Annotated in this window: 16 protein-coding genes and 1 riboswitch; of the genes, 2 read left to right on the plus strand and 14 right to left on the minus strand. The window is 50.2% G+C overall.

Going from position 1 to position 22,555, the window contains the following annotated elements:
- Positions 1-229 precede the first annotated feature (229 nt).
- The gene (locus PsAD26_RS26120; RefSeq protein ID WP_063312746.1) at positions 230-2,293 is read left to right on the plus strand and encodes a hypothetical protein; all 2,064 of its coding nucleotides are present in this window, start codon (positions 230-232) and stop codon (positions 2,291-2,293) included.
- Between the two features lie 72 nt (positions 2,294-2,365).
- Here the strand turns inward: PsAD26_RS26120 and PsAD26_RS26125 are convergent, their stop codons facing one another.
- The 4 genes from PsAD26_RS26125 to PsAD26_RS26140 form a co-directional block, all read right to left on the minus strand.
- A complete protein-coding gene (locus tag PsAD26_RS26125) occupies positions 2,366-3,304 on the minus strand; it encodes an ABC transporter substrate-binding protein (protein WP_063312747.1) in 939 nt (312 codons plus the stop codon).
- 26 nt (positions 3,305-3,330) lie between these two features.
- Positions 3,331-4,089 carry an ABC transporter permease gene (locus PsAD26_RS26130; protein WP_208985873.1) on the minus strand — a complete coding sequence of 253 codons (759 nt, stop codon included), beginning with the start codon at positions 4,087-4,089 and terminating at the stop codon, positions 3,331-3,333.
- A 126-nt stretch (positions 4,090-4,215) separates the two neighbouring features.
- A riboswitch (TPP riboswitch) is annotated at positions 4,216-4,323 on the minus strand.
- Between the two features lie 129 nt (positions 4,324-4,452).
- Positions 4,453-6,210, minus strand: a complete 1,758-nt coding sequence (locus tag PsAD26_RS26135) for a hypothetical protein (RefSeq protein WP_063312748.1) — start codon at positions 6,208-6,210, stop codon at positions 4,453-4,455.
- A gap of 37 nt (positions 6,211-6,247) precedes the next feature.
- Complete coding sequence (locus tag PsAD26_RS26140; RefSeq protein ID WP_063312749.1) at positions 6,248-7,540, minus strand: adenylosuccinate synthase; 1,293 nt, start codon at positions 7,538-7,540, stop codon at positions 6,248-6,250.
- 367 nt (positions 7,541-7,907) lie between these two features.
- Here PsAD26_RS26140 and PsAD26_RS26145 point away from each other — a divergent pair, with 367 nt between their 5' ends.
- Positions 7,908-8,828, plus strand: coding sequence for a DMT family transporter (locus PsAD26_RS26145; protein WP_063312750.1), 921 nt, complete (start codon positions 7,908-7,910; stop codon positions 8,826-8,828).
- 70 nt (positions 8,829-8,898) lie between these two features.
- Here PsAD26_RS26145 and PsAD26_RS26150 read toward each other — a convergent pair whose 3' ends face one another.
- The 10 genes from PsAD26_RS26150 to tolB form a co-directional block, all read right to left on the minus strand.
- Complete coding sequence (locus PsAD26_RS26150; protein ID WP_063312751.1) at positions 8,899-9,945, minus strand: M20/M25/M40 family metallo-hydrolase; 1,047 nt, start codon at positions 9,943-9,945, stop codon at positions 8,899-8,901.
- A gap of 144 nt (positions 9,946-10,089) precedes the next feature.
- The gene (gene serA, locus PsAD26_RS26155) at positions 10,090-11,688 is read right to left on the minus strand and encodes a phosphoglycerate dehydrogenase (protein WP_063312752.1); all 1,599 of its coding nucleotides are present in this window, start codon (positions 11,686-11,688) and stop codon (positions 10,090-10,092) included.
- Positions 11,689-11,818: 130 nt separating this feature from the next.
- Complete coding sequence (locus PsAD26_RS26160) at positions 11,819-12,991, minus strand: phosphoserine transaminase (protein ID WP_063312753.1); 1,173 nt, start codon at positions 12,989-12,991, stop codon at positions 11,819-11,821.
- 283 nt (positions 12,992-13,274) lie between these two features.
- Positions 13,275-14,066 (minus strand): outer membrane protein, encoded by a 792-nt coding sequence (locus PsAD26_RS26165; protein WP_063312754.1) that lies wholly within the window; start codon positions 14,064-14,066, stop codon positions 13,275-13,277.
- 268 nt (positions 14,067-14,334) lie between these two features.
- A complete protein-coding gene (gene glmM / locus PsAD26_RS26170; protein ID WP_063312755.1) occupies positions 14,335-15,684 on the minus strand; it encodes a phosphoglucosamine mutase in 1,350 nt (449 codons plus the stop codon).
- Positions 15,685-15,939: 255 nt separating this feature from the next.
- Complete coding sequence (gene ftsH, locus PsAD26_RS26175; protein ID WP_063312756.1) at positions 15,940-17,862, minus strand: ATP-dependent zinc metalloprotease FtsH; 1,923 nt, start codon at positions 17,860-17,862, stop codon at positions 15,940-15,942.
- Positions 17,863-18,131: 269 nt separating this feature from the next.
- Positions 18,132-19,457: a tRNA lysidine(34) synthetase TilS gene (gene tilS, locus PsAD26_RS26180; protein WP_063312757.1), complete on the minus strand. Its 1,326-nt coding sequence runs from the start codon at positions 19,455-19,457 to the stop codon at positions 18,132-18,134.
- Positions 19,441-20,328, minus strand: a complete 888-nt coding sequence (gene ybgF / locus PsAD26_RS26185) for a tol-pal system protein YbgF (protein ID WP_063302746.1) — start codon at positions 20,326-20,328, stop codon at positions 19,441-19,443. The genes tilS and ybgF overlap by 17 nt, the downstream gene beginning before the upstream one ends.
- Before the next feature lie 218 nt (positions 20,329-20,546).
- Complete coding sequence (gene pal / locus PsAD26_RS26190; RefSeq protein ID WP_063312758.1) at positions 20,547-21,029, minus strand: peptidoglycan-associated lipoprotein Pal; 483 nt, start codon at positions 21,027-21,029, stop codon at positions 20,547-20,549.
- 141 nt (positions 21,030-21,170) lie between these two features.
- A complete protein-coding gene (gene tolB, locus PsAD26_RS26195) occupies positions 21,171-22,508 on the minus strand; it encodes a Tol-Pal system beta propeller repeat protein TolB (protein WP_063312786.1) in 1,338 nt (445 codons plus the stop codon).
- Positions 22,509-22,555: the final 47 nt, after the last annotated feature.

Consider the following 22,555-nt stretch of genomic DNA (forward strand, 5'->3'; position numbering starts at 1 on the left):
CAGGTAAGGCTAAAACTTAAAGCAACTCGCTCAGTCAACACGACAGCAAAGTGCTTTAAGACGCCCAGCTGCATAAAAGTTGAGTTGAATTAACTTAAAATACAAATCAACTGTAGGAACACCCTTTTAAATAAACAGCTAAGCTTGTCGTCCCCTCAGAGCTTTCCTAAGGTCAATGATGAGGGGAATTTATGTGAGTTGGGTCACTTCCCCTTTTGGGGGGAATTACATGTTCGGCACTAGCTGGCTGTCACAAACCAACCGTGCACTTGCGGCGGTTGTATCCTGTCTATTCATTGCAATAGCAATACTGGTCCGCACCCTATACCCGCAGGTACTGGATAACGTCGGATATCTCAGCCAAAACGCGCTGCAATTGGCATGGCCAAACACAACTTCTACGCCGCCAGTTTACACGATCCATCTTACACCAGAATCAAACCAGCAAACGCAGGAGCCGATATATCAGCGTCTGGAGCTTGCACAAACCCTTCAAAAACTGGGGGAGTATAATCCCAAGCTTCTGATTATAGATGCAGACTTCACAAAAGCCGATCCGACCTCCCCCACCTTAAGAAGCAGAACCTACGACGATCTGCAGCCCTCATTGCGGGCAATTTATCCAAATCACGACCTGCTCTTACAAACCATCATCTCCCATTACCCAGTCCTGCTCAGCAGACCGTTGAGCAAGGCCGTAGCTGAAAAACCTCCTCTTTCCAACTACATAAGGTTCTCGCAGGCCACAGGATATCAAAGCGACACCCAATACGCACACGGTTTAAACGCGCTGCTCTATCCACTTCAACTCCAAAGCGACACAGCGCAGTTGCCATCTCTCGCATTAACGGCATGGAGCCTGTCCAATCAGACAAACACGCAACCGTTCCAAGTCACGCAATCAGAAAATGGCTATCAGCTGAAAAGCACTAATCTGCAGATTCCTGTCACTGCAGAGACAGAAATGCTGGTGTTCAAAACAAGTAATACCAGCAATTTCATCCTTGCGGCGAGCGATGTCTTAAAGAACAGAGTATCCTCCAAACTCTGGCCACCAGCTTCTGGAAGTCACTTCGTCATCGGTACTCAGGACAGAAGTTCAGAACGACATGCACAGGCACTGCAAACACTTCAGTCTGGCAACTTCCTCAATATACCCACCTGGGCACAATACGCTGAAATCCTGGCACTAATCGGATTTGGCATCGCCATTGCGATCATATCCGCCACGCAAGGTTTCTGGTTAAGTCTGTCACTTACAGGCGTCGCAGTCTTGGTCATCAACGGAGTTGCATTCCACCAATTCGCTCTGCAAAACACCGTCCTTGAGCCATTCTTCCCATCCTTCGTTGTCCTGCTGATATTCGCTTTCTCCTGCACAATCCGGCGTGTGACATTCAAGAGTCACAGAAACCAAACAACTGAACGATTTGCAGGAATTCTTTCTCCCAAACAAATGCAAAAGGTACTGGCGAAGTCAGAGCAACTCCCTCTGGAGGGTCAGCAACGTGAAATCACGAGCCTCTCGACACGTTTGAGGCACTTTCACCGGTATTATGAAGGTTTGTCTCCTCAGGATCTCGCAGGCTTCTCCAACGGCTTCCAAACAGCTCATCTCGATGAAGTGCATATCCACGATGGTACACTGAACACGCTGAGTACATCCGGCCTGAATGCTTACTGGAACGCACCGCTCGATGATCCATTCCATGCTGCCCATGGCTGCCGAACAGCGATTGAAATGCAGAAGCAAATGAAGCGCTTCAATCTCAAGGACCGATTCAATTTCAACCAGAAAAATATGAAAGACCACGCAGTCACAATCGATATCGGCATCTCAACCGGCCTGGCAACGCTTGGCGAAACAGGTACACGGCGTCATTTCAGATATGCGCCACTCGGCAAATGCGTTGATTTAGCAGAAGATTTGGCTCGACATTGCAAAGATGCCGGTCACAGCGTTCTTATGTGCGAAACCACACGCGGTCAGATGCCTGAACTGGCGGCATTGGAGACAATTCCAGTCAAAACCAGCCGTTACCAGATGCGTTCGTTTGCGTTGCTAGGTGATCCGTCGCTCGCCTTCTCAGAAAACTTCCTCAAGCTCAAGAACGTCCACTGCAACATGGTCTTCGCGCTGTTTGAAGAGAATGACAAGAAGAAAGCCCTAACACTGGTAGATGAATGCAAATCACTCTCTGAGGGCGAGTACAACACCATCTATGCTGCTTTTGAGAAATACATCCTCAGCGATCTGGCTCAACACGAAGCGGTCAAGGATGCAGCGCAATAACGGCATTTAGCCTACAAATAAAAAGAGCCCCCGAAACTCGGAGGCTCAAATTTTAGTTTAGACCTATACCGGTTAGCGCAGTTCAACCGCGTAGGTTTCAACTGGAGGCGCTGTTTTAATGAGCCCCTGCTCAATCAGAAAGTTTGCAAACCGTTCATAGCGACCATTGTCCAAAGCAGCTGGACGGCTGGCAAAACGCGGCAGAGTATCCGCCCAGGCACGCTTGTTCAGCTCATCATCCAGATTTGGATAGATCTCAAGGAAGCTCTTCCAGGAGTCCTGCGGATTATTAAGCAGATAAACGGTAGCCGCCTCAATCGCATTGATGAACTTCTTCAAACGCGGATCATCCAGCTTGTCTTTGTGAGCCACATAAATCAGCTCATCATAGACTGGCACACCGTTCTCTTCAGGATAAAACGCGCGGCCTTTCGCACCTTCAATCTCCATCTGGTTCAGCTCGAAGTTACGGTAACCACCAATCACCGCATCAACCTGCCCAGCCATCAGAGATGGTGAGAGCGAGAAGTTTACGTTGATCAGCTCCACATCGTCAGAACTTAGGCCTGCATTGGAAAGCATCTTCCCAAGCATGGCGTTCTCAAACCCGGATGTGGAATAACCAATACGCTTGCCTTTCAGGTCTGCAATCTCCTTGATCGGTCCGTCTTCCAAAACAATTAGCGTGTTCAGAGGTGTAGAGACCAGCGTCCCGATCCGCATCAACGGCATGCCCTCATCAATTTGCGGGTGCAACGTCTGCTGATAGGAAACTGCAATATCACCCTGCCCTGCTGCAACAAGCTTTGGTGGCATGGAAGGATCAGCAGGCTCAATCAGCTCAACTTCAAGGCCCTCTTTTTCAAAGAAACCCCGTGCCTTGGCAACCACGATTGGTGCATGGTCTGGATTCGCAAACCAGTCCAGCAGCAAAGTCAGCTTATCTGCGGCCTGCACCTGAAGTGTGCTCGCAAGCATTGCAGCACTAAACAGCATACCTAGTTTTTTCATAAGGTTACGTCCTCATACTCTGAGACCTAGATCTCTTTCTGCCAATAGATCATCCGAGAAGTGGCGAACTCAACAACTGCCCTCAGGCTCAACACCATCACCGCAAGCAAAATCAGCGCTGCAAACATAGTCGCTGTCTGCATGCGTGCATTGGACTGCAGCATGATGAAAGCCAGCCCACCTTTTGCACCAACCCACTCTCCAACCACCGCCCCAATAGGAGCAAACACCGCTGCAATGCGCATACCAGAGGCCAGAGACGGCAAAGCGGCTGGAATGCGAATGTAGCGAAGTGTCTGCCAGCGGTTCAGGCCGTGCAGCTTACCAAGATCAAGCAGTGACTGATCAGTCCTCCGCAAACCATCGAAGAAAGTCGAGGTCACAGAAAAGAAGATCACAATCACAGCCATCACAACCTTGGAGGCCAGCCCAAAGCCGAACCACAGCACCAAAAGTGGGGCTATTGCAAACACAGGAAGAGATTGGGTTGCTGCAATTGGAGGCAGCAGAAACAGGCGTATCCGGTCAGACATTGCCAGCAAAACAGCAAGCAAGGCCCCAGCACTCACGCCAAAGAGAAAGCCGAGAACGGTCTCCCAAGCGGTAATGCCTGCATGATGCAGCAGAAAAACGCCCTGATTGAGAAAAGCGGAAAAAACCGCCGCCGGACCTGGCAAGAGAAACGGAGGAAACTCTCCAATCCGAACCACACTTTCCCAAATGGCGATAAAAAGCAAAATCCCGAAAAGACTTCGGAGAATTCGTTTCAAAGCTCGCTTCAGCATGCAGACTCCCAACAATGGTATTGGGCATCACAAACAGGCGGAAGAACGGAGCTACATTAGCTCTCTGGGATGTTTTCAGCACAGGATCTCCCGTTACAGCAAAATGCAAACATGGAGATCCGGGAAGAATGGCTCAGGTCCCGTCCCTTCGCCGGCATTACCCGGATCAGGTTCAAAGGGTTTAGCTCATCGCAATCTCAGCTTTTCGAAAGAAAAGCACCCCTCGGAATAGCAAGGAACATGCGCGTTTCTGCTGAAGGATGCAAGCAGATTTTGCTCTGACGGACGACAGCATAATGAAAAAGGCCTCAGCTCTGAGAGAGCCAAGGCCTTTGAAATCTGATCTAAACAGCTGAAACTAGATTACTTCCAGCTCTTGATTGCCTGTGCGATAACTTTGTTGCCGGTTGTACCTTTTTCAAAGGTCAACATTGCACGGCGACCGCTGTTGTACAGCAGTGGAACATCAATCCACTCACGCTCAGCAAGACGCTTCAGATTCTTCGCTTTTTCTTCATCACTGTCAGACAGCGCAATCCAGAAGAGAGTGTCAGAAACCTTCACGGCAGCACCATCAAGCGGATCACCTGCTTCCGACTCTGTCTTCTTCAGGATCAGGCCAGGCACCTTCTCAACACCCTTTCCATCAAACCCTTCTGGGAAGATGAAGTTCAGCTCAAGCAAATGACTCGCTGGCAAAGATCGATCACTATTCGGCTTCAATGTCATCTCAACAGAGAAGTTACGAGATGGTAGCGTCGCAACAGCCTTGATGACAGAATCGCCGTTAGCTTCATCCAGTGACCAAACAACGTTCCCACGTGATGCAGAACCTGCTGCACCCGGCGTCAAGGCCTCTTCGTAAAGTATGCTCTGTTGTGCAACAGGAGAAACCGCAGCTTCCGTTCCAATGGTTTCAGCTGGCGGAACAGAGTTGGTCTCAACTGCAGTACTTTGCTGTGCAGGTTCCGTCACCGGCAGAACCTGCGCAGAAGGTGTGTCTTCTGCCGGCGCTGCTGGAGCTTCGACCACACGCACGACTGGAGGCTCAGTTACTGTCTCGGTTGGCGCTGCGCTGGACGAATTCCGGGTAATCCGGGTCGTCTGCACCCGTGTCGCATCCGGAGAAACCTTTGCCCCTTCATCAGATGGCAATAAGCGGTCGGTGTTCTTCTTCGGCGTGCGTTCCGGCTGAACCCGAAGCGGCTCATCTTCATTAGAAGGTGCGCTTTCTGGCGCAACAGTCTCACCGGTTTCAACTGGAAGCACTAAAGAGAGAATAACATCGCGCAGACTATAGACACCTGCGGTAACACCCAAGATTATCAGTATGACCACAATTATACCGACAATACCCGATGTATTGGAAGGCTTCAGCCCTTCTTCCTGCTCAATCGCATCGCCAACGCGCTGCGCAACGGCTGGTTTGCGGGAGGAAGCAGGTTTTCGGCTTGTCTTTGGCTTAACCTTGGCAGGCTCATCGATCTCAGGACGCGATTTACCTTTTGTTTCCAGCTTAGTCCGCCGTGCCTCACCCGGCACCCAAGAGCGCTCTTCTGCGCTCGTCTCAACAGCACCTTTGGTTGGCAAAGACGCAGCAGGTTCACCCGTCTCTTTGTCATCCATAGAGCCAAGGTCAGGCTCTTTGCGCTCGCTGGCAGATTCAGGTAGCTGATCACGCGCCATCTGATTGGCCTGATGAGCGGCGTTGCCAAGATCCTGCGCAGCACGAACCGCCTCTTTAAACACATCTGCTTTAGCAGCAGGTGCTTTTGGCTCATCGCGCGCTGGAGTATCGGCCTTTGTACCTGCCTTAGGCGTATCGCCAGCAGGTGAAGATGCAGCAGAGATTTCTGGAGCTGCAGATTTTGGAGCTGGGGTGGTTTTAGACCGCCCCAACCCGAGAGACTCACGAGCAGCTTCCGCTTCGACCTTACGAATGGCCTCTTCAAGCTTCAGCTGCTCCTCAGTGATCTGGGAGGGAGACAGAGGTGGGTCGTAACTTTTAAGTTGCTTTACAATTGCATTCCGCGCGCGTTGATAAACTGCCCGCCGTGCAGAACCTGTGTTCTCTTGTAAACCAGCTACCGCTTTTTTTAGAACGGAATTGTAGTCCGCCATTTAACTGCCCATTGCCCCCAGAGCTTCATTTCAAGACTTAATCCTGGAATGGATTCTGAACCAGGATTGTGTCATCACGTTCAGGGCTTGTTGATAATAGAGCAACCGGAGCACCAATCAGCTCTTCAACATGCCGAACGTATTTCACAGCTTGTGCTGGCAATTCTGCCCAAGTGCGTGCGCCTTTGGTCGTTTCCTTCCAACCAGGCAGGGTCTCATAAATAGGAATAACCCGCGCCTGAGCACCTTGAGATGCTGGAAGGTAATCGATTCGCTCACCATCTAGCTCATAACCAACACAAATCTTAATTTCATCCAGTCCGTCCAAAACGTCAAGCTTTGTCAATGCAATCCCATTGATTCCGCTGGTGCAAACGGTTTGTCGGACAATCACTGCATCAAACCAGCCACACCGACGACGACGACCAGTGTTCGTTCCAAACTCGTGCCCGCGGGTACCGAGGAACTCACCAACTTCATTCTGCTGTTCGGTTGGGAACGGACCTTCACCTACACGAGTGGTGTAAGCTTTGGTGATACCCAGAACGTAATCGATGGAGTTTGGACCCAGACCACTACCAGCAGCAGCCTGACCTGCAACTGTATTGGAGGAGGTTACAAACGGATAAGTGCCGTGGTCGTTGTCCAGCAGCGCGCCCTGCGCACCTTCAAACAACAAACGCTTACCTTCACGACGTGCTTTGTCCAGCATGTACCAGGCTTTATCCATGTACGGCAGGATCTTATCAGCTACGTCTTCCAACTCTTTGTAGATGGTCTCAGCAGAGATCTCATCGCGACCCAGACCGCGCAGAATAGCATTGTGGTGGGTCAGCAGACGATCAATCTTGGCTGGCAGTGTACTCATGTTTGCCAGATCCATCACGCGAATTGCACGACGACCGACTTTATCTTCATAAGCAGGGCCGATACCGCGTTTGGTGGTACCGATTTTAGTGCCTGCCGGGCTTGCATCTTCACGCAAAGCATCAAGCTCGCGGTGCAGGCTCAGAATAAGAGTAGCATTGTCAGCAACACGCAGGATTTCCGGGGAGATCTTAACGCCCTGCTCTTCAAGACGTGCAATCTCAGCAACCAGTGCATGAGGGTCAATCACAACGCCATTGCCAATGACAGAGAGTTTCCCACGAACAACACCAGATGGCAGCAGTGCCAGCTTGTAGCTCGTTCCGTCAATTACAAGCGTATGACCTGCATTGTGTCCGCCTTGGAAGCGTACAACGACGTCGGCTTGCTCTGAGAGCCAATCGACAAGTTTACCCTTACCTTCGTCACCCCATTGTGACCCAACTACGACAACGTTGGCCATGGTTCTTCAGCCCTCCTGCGGCTGCCAGCGTATTCCTAAAATACGCCGTCATACGATTTGCTATTTCTGTATAAAGTGGCTTGCCAGCTCAGAATGCAAATCGTGAGAGACAACATAAGAAACCCCGGCGTAAGAGCCGGGGCGCAGTTACAGCGCCTTATAATCTGTCAATCTCTTAAATACGAGCCCTTTTCCTTCAAAATCAGGCCAAGACTGTAATTTTTGCGATCAGAGTGAACCTCTGTTGATTGTTTTACTCGCAAATCGGGTGGTACAGCCACAGCAGCAAGTGATATTACTAGCTCAAGTTCCAATTTCTCATTTTTTGCAATTCCTGCAAGAAATTTCACTAAGTTGAATACGCTTTATGAACGCACAAAAACTTGACTGGCTGGGCTGGTCTATTCTTCTCTTATTAGGCACCTTGTGGGGTGGCGCATTTTTCTTTGCCAAAGTCGCAGTCGCAGAATTCAATCCCATCACACTTGTTTTCTTAAGAGTAGCAATCGCAGCACTCGCCATGTGGGGCTTCTTACTCATCTCAAAGCAGTCCATACCGCTCTCTACAAAATGGATTGGCAGCTTCCTCCTGCTGGGTTTCTTAAATAATGTAGTCCCCTTCTCCCTCATCTTTTGGGGTCAGCAATACATTGCCTCTGGATTGGCATCCGTACTCAACGCCTTCACACCCATCTTCACGATGATTGTCATGCAGGTCCTCAGCAATGAAGAGAAGCTGACAGCAACCAAGCTCGTCGCGGCAGTGATCGGAGTTGTCGGAGTTGCCATCATGGTTGGCAGTGATGCTCTGAGCGGTGCCAGTAATCAGGTTTGGCCTCAGCTCGCAGTATTAGGAGCCGCTCTCTCATATGCATTCGCCGCGTTCATCATTATGCGCCTCAAAAAACTACCACCAGGAGCTTTGGCAACTGGCCAGCTCTCCGCTTCAACGATCCTGCTGATACCTGCGCTCATTTATACCGCACCAACTCAGCAACTGATGGAGGCATCCGCTTCAACATGGGCAAGCGTTCTCATTCTTGCTCTCGCTTGCACAGCTTTTGCTTACATCCTGTACTTCCAGCTTTTCAAACTTGCAGGAGCAACCAACGCAGCTTCTGTCACACTCGTAATTCCGGTCAGCGCAATCATTCTGGGCGCTATCTTCCTAAATGAACGCCTCGAAGCCAACCACTGGATCGGCATGGCAGCAATCTTCATCGCACTGTTACTGATTGATGGCCGCTTAACCAGCAAATGGATAGGCAAAAAACAAGTAATTGCATAACAAAAAAAAGCCTCCAGACCCTACCGCAGTTAGGATCTGGAGGCTTCTAATCAAGCAGCAGCTCGCATTATCAGCAACGCTTCAGATAGGCGGCCAGAATATCGCGTGCGGCAAGCAGATCACTCTTATCAATCATCTCGGTCACTGTGTGCACATAACGTGTACCAACCATGATGCCGACAGCCTTTGCACCAGCAGCGGCTTGCTGAGCTGCTGCCCCATCCTGCCCACCACCGTTTAACATGGTGCGCTGGTATGGAATTTCTTCTTCAATAGCCAGATTTTCGATTTCTTTCACAAGTTCCAGGTCAGCAATGAACCAACCGTCCTTCACGTGAAGCCCAAAACCTTTACCTTGCTCAGTCGTTTGATCTTGCTCCGGCACCCCTGGCGTATCACAGGAAAGCGTAATATCAACGCCAAGGCCGATATCTGGTTTAATGGCATAGGCCGCAGTCTTCGCTCCGCGTAGCCCAACCTCTTCCTGACAGGTAAAAGCAACATAGATTTCGCAGGTATGATCCGCATCCCCCAGCGCACGCATAGCTTCAATGCCAAGCCAGCATGCAACCCGGTTATCCATCGCTTTGGAGACAACCTTTTCACCCATCTCGATCAGCGGCTCATCAAGAGTGACCATGTCACCAACCTTGACCACTTCCCCGGTCTTCTTACCTAAACCAAGATCAATAATGAAATCAGTGACTTGAGGGATCTTTTTGCGCTCTTCAGGCGGAGCAATGTGAACTGGCCGTCCAGCCGGATTCATCACGGCCTTCAGATCACCCTCATCTGTGGAGACCAACACACGACGGGAGAAGAGATTGCGTGCATCAAAACCGCCAACCGGCTGTACATAGACAAAGCCTTTCTCGGTGATATGCGAAACAAGGAAGCCAATCTCATCCATATGGCAGAGCAGCATAACCTTCTTTGGTTTATCACCATTTTCAAGCGCCTTGCGTGCATCGCGGCGACAGATAAGAGATCCCATTGCATCCGTTTGAACATCATCAAACAGGCCTTCAATCTCTTTCAGAATTATCTCGCGTACTCGATGCTCATGCCCGGGAACACCAGGGGTTTCACAGAGACGGCGCAGCAGATCAATATTCATAATAGCTTTCTACTTCGAAATGGAACCAGCCTGCATCATGGCGCCAAGTTCAAAGATAAGCAATTTCCACCAGTCTCATGACCACCGGAAAAAGAAAAGGCAGTCCGAAGACCGCCTTTTCCTCATCTATACTTATAAAATAGCTTAGCCCTGTTGAGGGAAATGCAGCAGCTTCGCCTGGTTCACTTGCTCAATCGCAGCAATTTCATCCACGGTTGTCTCAGCAATTTCGCCGTCAATCTCAACAAGACAGATCGCTTCTTCACCTTCAACCTTACGGCCAAGGTTAAACGTCGCAATATTGATCTTTGCATCACCAAGAATGGAGCCCAGCTGACCAATGAAGCCCGGCTTATCCTGGTTGGTCACATAGAGCATGTTCTCGCCAAGCTCTGCTTCCATGTTGATGCCTTTGATCTGAATGATACGCGGCTTCTGATCACCAAACACTGTACCAGCAACAGAACGCTCCTGACGCTCTGTGATAACAGTCAGGCGAATGTAGTTTTCATAGGCACCATGCTGTTCGCGGCGAACATCTTCAATCACAATGCCGCGCTCTTTAGCAACTTCTGGAGCAGAAACCATATTCACAGTCTGCAGCAAAGGACGCAGAACACCTGTAAGTGCAGCAGCGGTCAGAGCCTTCACGTTCATCTCAGCAACATCGCCCTCGTATTCAATACGAACCGCTTTGATGCCAGTCTCTGTCGCCTGACCAGCAAAGGAACCAAGCTGCTCCGCCAGTTTCACAAATGGAGCGAGGCGCGGCGCTTCTTCCGCAGTAATGGATGGCATGTTCAGAGCGTTGGAAACCGCACCGTTGACCAGATAGTCAGACATCTGCTCGGCAACCTGCAGTGCAACGTTTTCCTGAGCTTCAGAAGTAGACGCACCAAGGTGAGGCGTACATACGAGGTTTGGAGCACCAAACAGAACGTTCTCTTTAGCTGGCTCAACGGTGAACACGTCAACCGCAGCACCTGCAACCTTGCCACTATCCAGCGCAGCACGAAGAGCATCTTCGTCGACCAGACCACCACGAGCACAGTTGATGAGGTAGACACCATCTTTCATGGTCTCGATTGCATCTGCATCAATAATGTTACGGGTACGGTCAGTCAGTGGAGTGTGCAGGGTAATAAAGTCAGCGCGCTTGAAGAGGTCTTCCAGCTCAACCTTCTCGACGCCAAGGTCAATAGCACGTTCATGAGACAAGAACGGATCGAACGCAATCACCTTCATTTTCAAACCGATTGCACGATCCGCAACAATAGAACCAATATTGCCGCAACCAACGAGACCCAGCGTCTTGGAAGTGACTTCATTACCCATAAAGCGGGACTTTTCCCACTTACCAGCCTGCGTGGAAACATCCGCTGCCGGGATCTGGCGGGTCACCGCAAACATCATTGCAATCGCGTGTTCAGCAGTCGTAATCGCGTTACCAAACGGGGTGTTCATAACAACGATACCCTTGGCAGTCGCTGCCGGAATATCAACGTTATCGACACCAATACCAGCGCGCCCAATCACCTTCAGGTTGGTCGCTGCTTTGATGATTTTTTCAGTTGCTTTAGTCGCAGAACGGATCGCTAAACCATCATATTTGCCAATGATTTCTACGAGTTTTTCTTTGTCCTTGCCAACATCTGGCAGAAAGTCGACATCGCAACCGCGTTCTTTGAAAATCTGAACTGCTTTATCAGAGAGCTTATCGGAAATAAGAACTTTAGGAGCCATCGGGCTAACCTTTCAAGTCAACGAAGGTATCCTCCCATTCATATGTTGCGGGAGCCAGATACACTTCTTGCGTCAGGTTAACCGGTCACACTGGGCGACCGGAACTTTTTCGTTCAAAAAAATAGGGAGTTTAAGCAGAAACCAACTTCGCTTTTTCAGCAGCAAAAGCATAATCCAACCAAGGAATAAGCGCTTCTACATTGGCAGTCTCAACCGTCGCACCACACCAGATCCGAAGACCGGACGGCGCATCACGGTATGCTCCAATGTCGAATGCCACTTCTTCTTTGTCGAGCAGGTTCACAATCGCTTTGGCAAATGCAGCCTGTGCTTTGTCATCAAGCTTCGTGATTTCCGGATCAACAATCTTCAGACAAACAGAAGTATTGGAACGGGTTGCCGGGTCAACTGCCAGGAAATCAACCCAATCAGTTTTCTCAGCCCAAGTCGTGATCGCAGCGGTATTTGCATCAGCACGAGCAATCAATGCTTTTAGACCACCCAGTTCTTTGGCCCAACCCAAAGCATCCAGATAATCTTCTACGCAAAGCATGCTCGGCGTGTTGATGGTTGCGCCTTCAAAAACACCATCGATCAACTTTCCGCCTTTAGTCAGACGGAAGATCTTCGGCATCGGCCATGCAGGCGTATAGCTCTCAAGGCGCTCAACAGCACGAGGTGACAAGATCAGAATGCCGTGCGCAGCTTCACCACCCAGCACTTTCTGCCAAGAGTAAGTCACAACATCCAGCTTATCGAATTCCAGCTCCTGCGCAAAAGCAGCAGAAGTCGCATCGCAGATGGTCAGACCTTTGCGGTCTGCAGGAATGAAATCACCATTCGGCACACGCACACCAGAGGTGGTCCCGTTCCAAGTGAAGACCACATCGTGGTCGAAATTAATGGTGTTGAGGTCTGGCAGTTCGCCATAGCCAGCTTCAATCTTGCGTGCATCCGCAAGCTTGAGCTGCTTCATAACATCGGAAACCCAACCGGAACCAAAGCTTTCCCAGGCAACCATATCAACTGGGCGCGCACCAAGCAGCGACCACAGTGCCATTTCAACAGCACCAGTATCAGAAGCAGGAACAATTCCGATTTTGTAATCAGCAGGCACTTCGAGGACTTCACGAGTCAGCTCGATAGCTTCTTTCAGCTTCGCCTTACCAATCTTAGCACGGTGAGATCTGCCAAGGGGCGCGTCTGCAAGGATTGCAGGTGTCCAGCCCGGACGCTTGGCACATGGACCCGAAGAAAAGTTCGGGTTTACCGGCTTTGTAGCCGGCATTGTCGTATTCGTCATAATGACTACCCTTTCAGATAGGTGCCCCTCGTTGGGGAGGGGTGTCCCACCGACGGGTCTATGCGAAACGACTTATCTCGTCAACAAATGTTTTTTTGCAGAGCAACATTCAATCAATTAAACGCTGCGTACGATTAGATATATTTTGTGTAATCGCCCAGTGGATAACCAATCTTTCAATTCTACAAACTCTCTAATTTCAATCAAAAAAAAGAGCCTGTCGCTAGACAGGCTCTGGAGTGTTTTGGTCAGCATTCAAACTGGAGGCGCACCAGCCTGCGACCTAATACTTTGTAACGATCGGCTGGTCATATCCACCGCTAGAAGACCCACCAAACTCATAGCGCAACCCAACACGCACCTCATGCGCTGCGAGATTGTCATACTTAATGCCGGAGGTCTTACCATTACTGGAAAATGACTTGGTCTTCACGGCACCAATGTTCAGATAGCGGTAGCCTGCATCAATCTTCCAATTGTCATCGATCTCATAGGACGTGCCTGCCATAAGAGCCCATGAGAAATTCCACCAATGCCCTTTAGGATATTTGACTCTGGTACCATCAGGATTGATTGCACGGACGCTCTTTGCATTCACGTAAGAGGCACCAACACCAGCTCCAACATAGGGAGTGAAGCCATTGTAATACCCTAGGTCAGCATAGACATTCCAAAGAACAGTCCAGACATCCAGTGTCGCAAACTCATCTGAGGTGCCGGAGGTACTACAAGTACCAATACACTCAGCTTTTGCTGTAAAGTCAGCATCCCATTCGTAGTCCAGTGTCACATCTGTGCGAATGAAGTCATTCACGCGATAACCAACACCAACACCAACAACACCGGTTGGCTCCAATTCTTCATCATTGAACTTGATATGAGAGAATTTCGCTTTGGGATTCTGATAGACCTTGTAGCCGATGTCACCACGCAGATACCAACCACCACCGATTTGCACTTGTGGAAGCTCGGGTTCTTCTACGAATACAGGTGCTGGGAGATCCGCTGCATAAGCAACACCAGACAAAACCAGCGCAGCTGCAGTCGATGTCAGCAACTTACTAAAATACTTCATGCTTATGTCCTCTCAAACGGCACCTGTCACGCGAGATGATTGCCCTTAAATATAACCTAAGCATTTTTTACAGAGAAAGAATTACCTATAAATTAACCAGTATTCTTAACCCTAACATTTATTATTAACAAACAACTAACAAGCACGAATCAAGCAAATATCAGATAGTTAATTTGCATTTACTTATGCGCACCGCAGATTTCAGAACAAAGAAAGCGGACACCATGAAATGCCCGCTCTCAAAACTCGATAAATTAAATAATTTCAGTTAGCTAGCTGCTGCCTTTTTAACGGCCTCAACAATACTATCGACCACCTTGTTGAGAAGGTTTGCATCATCAGCCTCACCCATCACACGAATAAGTGGCTCGGTTCCAGAAGCGCGGATAACAAGGCGCCCCTGTTTACCAAGCTTCTCTTCTCCGGCCTTAATAACCGCCTTAACAGCCTTATCTTCGAGAGGTTTACCACTCGCATAGCGCACATTCTTAAGGACCTGAGGCACTGGAACGAATCGGTTACAAACCTCTGAAACCGGCTTCTTCGTCTTCTTCACGCAAGCAAGTATCTGCAGCGCAGCTACAAGGCCATCACCAGTCGTACCAAAATCAGACATCACAATATGGCCGGACTGTTCCCCGCCTACATTGAAGCCACCTTCACGCATCCGCTCAACAACGTAGCGATCACCAACCTTAGTACGTTCAAGTGAAAGACCAAGTCCTTTCAGGAAACGCTCCAAACCGAGGTTCGACATAACAGTCGCAACAATACCGGGCGCTGAAAGACGCCCATCTGCTTTCCAGGATTCAGCAATCACTGCCATCAGCTGATCACCATCAACAACCTTGCTGTTCTCATCCACGATGATCACACGGTCAGCATCGCCATCCAGCGCTATCCCGATATCCGCCCGAACTTCGTGAACTTTCTTCGCAAGCGCTTCAGGAGCAGTGGAACCGCAGTCTTTGTTGATGTTAAAACCATCCGGATCAACACCCAACGGGAACACTTCTGCACCTAACTCCCAAAGGATCTCTGGAGCAACCTTATAGGCAGCACCATTCGCACAATCGATCACAATGCGCATGCCATTCAAGTTCAGATCACGTGGCAAAGTGCGTTTGGCGAACTCGATGTAGCGATCCTTCATACTATCAATACGCGTTGCACGACCGAGGGTATCTGGTGCCGGCAAACTCTGGCTCATATCACTATCGATGAGGCGTTCAATCTGAAGTTCGACTTCATCAGACAGCTTGAACCCATCAGGACCAAAGAACTTGATACCGTTGTCTTCAAACGGGTTATGACTGGCAGAGATCATCACACCAATGTCCGCACGCAACGAACGCGTCAGCATCGCAACAGCTGGGGTTGGCATAGGGCCAAGCACAAAAACATCCATGCCCATCGCAGTAAAACCAGCAACGAGTGCGTTTTCAAACATGTAACCAGAAAGGCGCGTGTCTTTGCCGATAACCACGCGATGGCGATATTTGCCACGGCGGAACACCACACCAGCAGCCATTCCAACCTTCAGCGCAACTTCCGCGGTCAATGGCCACTTGTTTGCAGTACCGCGCATTCCATCGGTGCCAAAGTATTTTCGCGACATTTAATGTTTCCCTGAACTCTCAAATGCGGAGCGTATCGCTCACGATAAATCTAATTGAAATGGTGATACACGCTTGCCCTTGCCTGGTCCTGTCAAATGATGTGTCCAATTATTACGGCTCACCCGCAATTTGACGCAGCAGCAAAGTCGAATTCTCACCCATACAAAAGCCAAACAGTTGAGCCTCAATAGCAAATGCCCGACTGAGCAGCCGGGCATTTTATCTCTTAAAAGCACCATCAAGAAGACTGGCTGTTAGCTCTGCGGCTGTGGGTTAAGCCCATCAGAAGCTTCACCGCCGTGCTTCTTTCCGCCAGCGGTGGGTACACCAGTAGAACGCGGAGTGGATGGACTATCATCACCGGTATCACGCACAGGCTGCTCGCCATCAAGCATTTTGCGGATTTCATCACCGGAGAGAGTTTCATACTCCAACAAGCCCTGAGCGATCAGATGCAACTGATCTTCATGCTCTTTCAGAACCTTATTTGCGGTCTCATAGCCCTGATTGACGAAGCTTTTCACTTCCGCATCAACCATTTTCTGGGTTTCATCAGAAACATTCTGGCTCTTCGCAACAGAGTGACCAAGGAAGACTTCTTCCTGGTTCTCGCCGTAAAGCAACGGGCCAAGCTTATCGGACATACCAAACTGCGTCGCCATAGCTTTTGCAAGCTTGGTTGCCATCTGGATATCCCCGGAAGCACCGGAAGTAACCTTCTCATAACCGAAGATCATTTCTTCAGCCACACGGCCACCCATAGCAACAGCAAGGTCAGCTTTACACTTCGCACGGGTCAGAGAAACCTGATCTTTCTCAGGCAACCTCATCACCATACCCAACGCACGACCACGCGGAATAATCGTTGCTTTGTGAACCGGATCAGATGCAGGCATGTGCATCGCAACCAGCGCGTGGCCAGCTTCGTGATAAGCCGTCAGCTTCTTCTCTTCTTCGGTCATGACAAGCGTACGGCGTTCCGCACCCATCATCACCTTGTCTTTAGCATCTTCGAACTCAGCCATCGTGACTAGACGCTTGGAGCGGCGCGCGGCTAGAAGCGCAGCCTCATTCACTAGGTTCATCAAATCAGCACCAGAGAAACCAGGCGTTCCGCGAGCAAGTGTATGCACGTTTACATCTGGAGCCAGTGGCACTTTACGCATGTGCACTTTGAGGATCTTTTCACGGCCAGTGACATCTGGATTTGGCACAACAATTTGACGGTCAAAACGACCCGGACGCAGAAGCGCAGGATCAAGCACGTCAGGACGGTTGGTCGCCGCGATGATGATCACACCTTCATTTGCTTCAAAACCATCCATCTCAACAAGGAGCTGGTTGAGGGTCTGTTCGCGTTCGTCATTTCCACCGCCAAGGCCTGCACCACGGTGACGGCCAACAGCATCAATCTCATCAATGAAGATGATGCATGGTGAGTTCTTCTTCGCCTGTTCGAACATGTCACGAACACGAGAAGCACCAACACCAACAAACATTTCAACGAAGTCAGAACCGGAAATGGTGAAGAACGGCACGTTCGCTTCACCAGCCACTGCACGAGCGGTCAGGGTTTTACCAGTGCCAGGAGGGCCAACAAGCAAACAACCGCGTGGGATACGACCACCAAGACGCTGGAATTTCTGTGGGTCACGCAGGAACTCAACAATCTCCTGAAGGTCTTCCTTGGCTTCATCAATGCCCGCAACATCTTCAAACGTCACACGACCGGAAGCCTCGTTCAGCAGCTTAGCCTTGGACTTACCAAAGCCCATCGCCTTGCCACCGCCGCCTTGCATCTGACGCATCACAAAGATCCAGATACCGAGAATCAACAGCATCGGTAGCCATGAAATCAAGGCTCCAAAGAGAGAGAAACTCTCGGATGGTGGCTTCGCGTTAATCAAAACGCCTTTGGTTTGCAGCACATCAACATATTTGGCATCACTAGGCGCATAGGTCTGGAATGTACCGCCATTGCTGTATTTGCCGGTAATCTGTTGTTGTTGAATCGTGACCTCACGGATATCGCCCTGCTCAGCTTGATTGATAAACTGAGAGTAAGCGATTTCATTTGTATTGCTTCGTGAGGTCGGGTTCTGAAAGAGCTGGAACAGCGCTATCAGCAACAGACCAATAATCACCCAGAGGGCAAAATTCCGGAAATTGGTGTTCATTTCGATCCCTTTACCGCAAGGTGGCGGCGATCCTCGCACGTGTCTCTGTCAAGATCATAGCGAGCCCTAATGGGCTTTCTACGTTTTCCTGAGAATGACACAGATTCTTTCTCAGTTTTCTTAAGGCCAACGGAATTTTGCGGTTACCCCTGAAAATTCAGGATTGATGCTCCGTTAATTCCAACTTTACCAGCCCAGACGTTCAAATTGCATTCCTCTAAAGCATAAATGCATAGATTTAACAGAACGCCAGCAAAACTAAGATTTATTCAAAATGTTCTGCTCACTGGGACCATCGAAATTCCGTAGGTCCTCGATCTTACCTCAGCATCAGCTGTTGTTCGACCAATCTTCTTCCATGGCATGTAGGATACCCCACCAGCAAAAACAATAAGCGGAGCTGTCAGAAATGCTGTTTTCAGCCAGTTAGCAGGAATTTCTAGCTCAAAATCTCCACAAAGCTCTTTTTGAACATAAGTGATTTTGAAGCTTTTCGCAGAATGCGCAGCTTTATAACGCCAGCGATCATCCCAAATTCCCTCATCTCCCGGCTTAACCTCAATCTCTGGCAACCCAGCCCTACCGGCCTCTCGAAAGCAAAACCAGATGGATTCGTCATGCGGTTTTGCCAGCGCAAAACGAACCCCACCAAGAGTGGCCGCTCGGCTCCCATCTTCAGCTTTAAGTGTCTCGTAAAGTCCTTCAAGCTTGGCAAGGCGCGGCATATAGGGAGCTCCGGAAATGTAGCGGACCAGCCTCCCAACCAGCCTCAAGCCAATTTCATCGGGAATGTACTCCAGACACGAACTGTCAAAACGCACAGGTCCGGCACTGTGAAACGTGCAAGACTTCTCGGCCACTTCATCCACCCAAACGTCAATCGCATCAGCAGCACGGGCCATACGTCGCGCAGTGTCGGAAAGCTTCATCACGGTCAGCCCAAGTTCGTCGAGCTCTTGCTGCGCTTGGCGAAATTTTACACGGGTGAACTGCTCATCTTCATTTGAAGGATCTTCAAACCATGGCACCTGGGCAGAATGCAAAAGCGATTTGAGCCGAACCTTGCTGATTTCGAGCAGTGGACGGCAAATCTGAAATCCATCCAACTCGCGGTCCTTACGAATACACGCAAGACCATAAACCCCACTGCCCCGCGCCAGACGTGTCAAAAACGTTTCTGCCTGATCTTCCAGATGATGACCTAGAAAGAGCCCCTCACATCCGTGGTCTTCAGCAGCCTGTCGCAAAAGAGCATGACGCGCATCTCGAGATTCCGATTGGATGTTTGAAGACGGTTTCTCACCAATCCAATGTAAGGTCTCATGTGGCACGTCAATGCGCCGGCAATACTGCGCAACGCCTGCAGCTTCGCTGGCAGCCTCAGCACGCAAACCATGATCGACTGTGAAAGCATAAAGTTCAGGAGCAGAAAACCCCAGTTCCTGCGTCCACTGCTTCAACAGGTAAAGCAGAGCCATAGAATCAGCACCGCCGGACACACCAACAGCGATCCGGCGGAAAGACTTATACTCTCCGAAAAGCTCATTCAGCTCGTCGGAAGAAAAGAGAGCAACTTGATTAGAGGCAGTTGTCACGTTTTTGTTGAACCTTGGCCTGCTCCAGCACAGCAGGGGCTGCAAACTGGAAATTGGCGAGAAGCTGCTCATAAGTCTCACAAGCAGCGGGCGCATTCCCCATACCTGTAAGGGCAGTCCCCAATTTCAGCAAGCTTTCAGGAGCCAGTTCACTCTCAGGAAAATCAGTATAGCTTTTTAGAAAAGCTTGTGCAGCGTTCTCATACTGACGCTGAGCCAGCAGGCTTTCGCCAAGCCAGTGCTGCGCATTTGCAGTCAGCTCATGATCAGGATACATGCCAAGAAAAGTGTCAAAACCCTCGGTCGCGGCAGGGTAGTTGCCGCCAACCATCAGACCATAAACAGCATTGTAGTCCGACTGCGGATCACCGCTCAGCAGTTCATTCACGCTGCCAGAAAACTGAAGAGAGCCAGAACTTGGTGCAGGTGTGGAACCGGTAGGCGCAGCGTTGTTGCCGCGTGCAATCTGAGAAAGATCCAACGGACCGCTATTCGTTCCCTGTGCAGGCGTATTCAGCGTAGAAAGTTGCTGAGACCGATTTGTCGGAGCCGTCGTGCTCGGCTGCTGAACAACAGGAGGCTGGACAACGCGAGGTGTCTGACCCGGATTCTCCAACTGCTGCAGGCGGTACTCAACGTCCTCTTGAGAACGGCGCAGTGCATCTTCAGTCAGGCGTAGTTTGTGATTGAGCTCTTCAACCTTGCCTGTCAGCAAGCGAACCTGCTCTTCAAGTTGACCAAGGCGAGCAGTGTTCTGTGCGGTTTCATCATTTTTAGATGAACCGAAAAGCTGCGCAGATGCTGGTAAACTTGTAGAGGTTACAAGCGCAAGAACAATAAAGCTTGTTGCAATACGTCGGTAAAGAGCCATCAATTATCTCCTGAGACACCCTACAGGGGCCGGGTCGGAATTTCTCATCTCTTGGCAAGAGGAAAAGACGAAAATAGGGCACACACTCAGTGTTTCTCTCCTATTTGCGGCTTCTCCCCGACCAATTTCCGTTCTCCTACAAGTTTGCAGGAGTTTCAACAAAAAAGGCTCCCCCAAATTAGGGAAGCCTTTTCTGGATATCAGCAAGTCAAACTCAATTACTGACCACTCAGAACTGTCACAGCACGACGGTTCTGGCTCCAGCAGGAAGCCGCATTACAAACCGCAACCGGACGCTCTTTACCGTAGGAGAGTGTTTTGATGCGGTTCGGGCTAATGCCTTTTGCAACAAGGTATTCTCGAACTGCAGCTGCACGTCGCGCACCCAGTGCAATGTTGTACTGGCGGGTGCCGCGCTCGTCAGCGTGACCTTCAATCGTAATTGAGTAGTTTTTATAGTGTTGCAGCCACTGAGCCTGCTTGTCCAGCACTGCGCGAGCAGAACCATCAAGGGAGCTCTGGTTGTTGAGGAAGAATACACGATCCCCAACATTCACAACGAAGTCCTGTCCAGAGCCAGCTGCAACAGAACTATTGCCACTGGTCAGTTCAGGGCGTGTCTGCGAACAAGCTGCTGCGACGAGACACACAGCCACCACAGCGGCGAAACGCGCTCCGCGCGCGAACAGCGTCTTTGACATTTATAGAATCTCCTGTCCCTCAAACCCCGAGGGTTAAAAAAGCCCTAGACCAACTTGGTTAAGGGTAACTTGAATTTATTGGTTAATGAAGTGCTAATGACCCCAATTTCCCGCGAGAAATTGGGGGTCGCAGTTTCATGATTAGTCGAGCAACGGAGACCACGCTGGATCTGAAGCAAAGTTTGGCGTCTGAACCAGCTGTTCGTTATAGCCGGTCAGGTCAACCGTCCAGACCTGAGGACCACCCTGCTCACCCACGGTATCGCGGAAGAACGTCAGTACACGTCCGTTCGGAGACCAGGCTGGTCCCTCATTGTGATAGCCTTCAGTGAGAATACGTTCACCCTTACCATCTGGGCGAATAACGCCGATCATGAAGCGCCCCTGATGCACCTTGGTAAAGGCAATCAAATCACCGCGCGGCGACCACACAGGCGTTGAATACTGTCCTGGTCCAAAGGATATGCGTGTCGCACCGCTTCCATTTGAGTTCATCACATAAAGCTGCTGAGAACCGCCACGGTCACTTTCAAACACCACCTGACTTCCATCCGGAGAGAAAGAAGGACTGGTGTCGATAGCGGCTGTATTGGTCAGGCGCGTGGTCCGGCGTGTCCGGAGATCCATGAGGTAAAGGTTCGCATTGCTGCCCTGCTGCAAGCTCATGATGACCTTTTGACCATCAGGGGAGAAGCGCGGCGCAAACGTCATACCTGGGAAGTTTCCAAGAACCTCACGCTGTCCGGTTTCAATGTTGAACAGGTAAACCTGCGGATTTCCGCCTACATAAGACATGTAGGTCACTTCCTGAGAGACAGGAGAGAACCGAGGTGTCAGCACAAGGTCATCACCACGGGTAAGATAGCGTACATTCGCGCCATCCTGATCCATAATCGCCAGACGCTTACGGCGCGCATCCTTCGGTCCGCTTTCGTCAATAAAGACCACGCGGGTATCGAAGTAGCCTTTCTCACCAGTCAAACGCTGGTAAACCGCATCTGAGATGATGTGAGCCAGACGGCGCCAGTTTTCCGGTGTGGTAAAGAACTGCTGGCCAATCAACTGCTGACCGGCAAACACATCCCACAAACGAAATTCTGCCCGGATCTGTCCGTTTGCCTGCTGCGCGATAGAACCAGTCACCAAAGCCTGAGAACCAATGGTTCTCCAATCGCCAAAGCGCGGCATGGTGCCCACATTCATTCCCTGCTGAATATGCGCTGTCGGATCAATCGGACGGAATAAGCCCGAGCGCTGCAAATCCGCTGCAACAACTTGAGAAATCTGTCCTGCCACGTCTTCCTGCAAGCCGGAACCTGCAAAGGGAGAAATTGCAATCGGCATAGGTTCAACGTTGCCCTGAGTAATATCAAGCTCAATCAGGGCATATGCAGGTTGAGAGATCGCAGCAACAGTAACAACAGCAGCCACAAGGCGACATGCATGACGCCACAGCTGCTTGACTCCTGTTGTACGCATTGGGTTAAGCCCCATCACAAAGGACATAGACCTAAGCTCCTTTCAAT

It is taken from the genome of Pseudovibrio sp. Ad26, from assembly GCF_001623285.1.
GTDB lineage: Bacteria > Pseudomonadota > Alphaproteobacteria > Rhizobiales > Stappiaceae > Pseudovibrio > Pseudovibrio ascidiaceicola.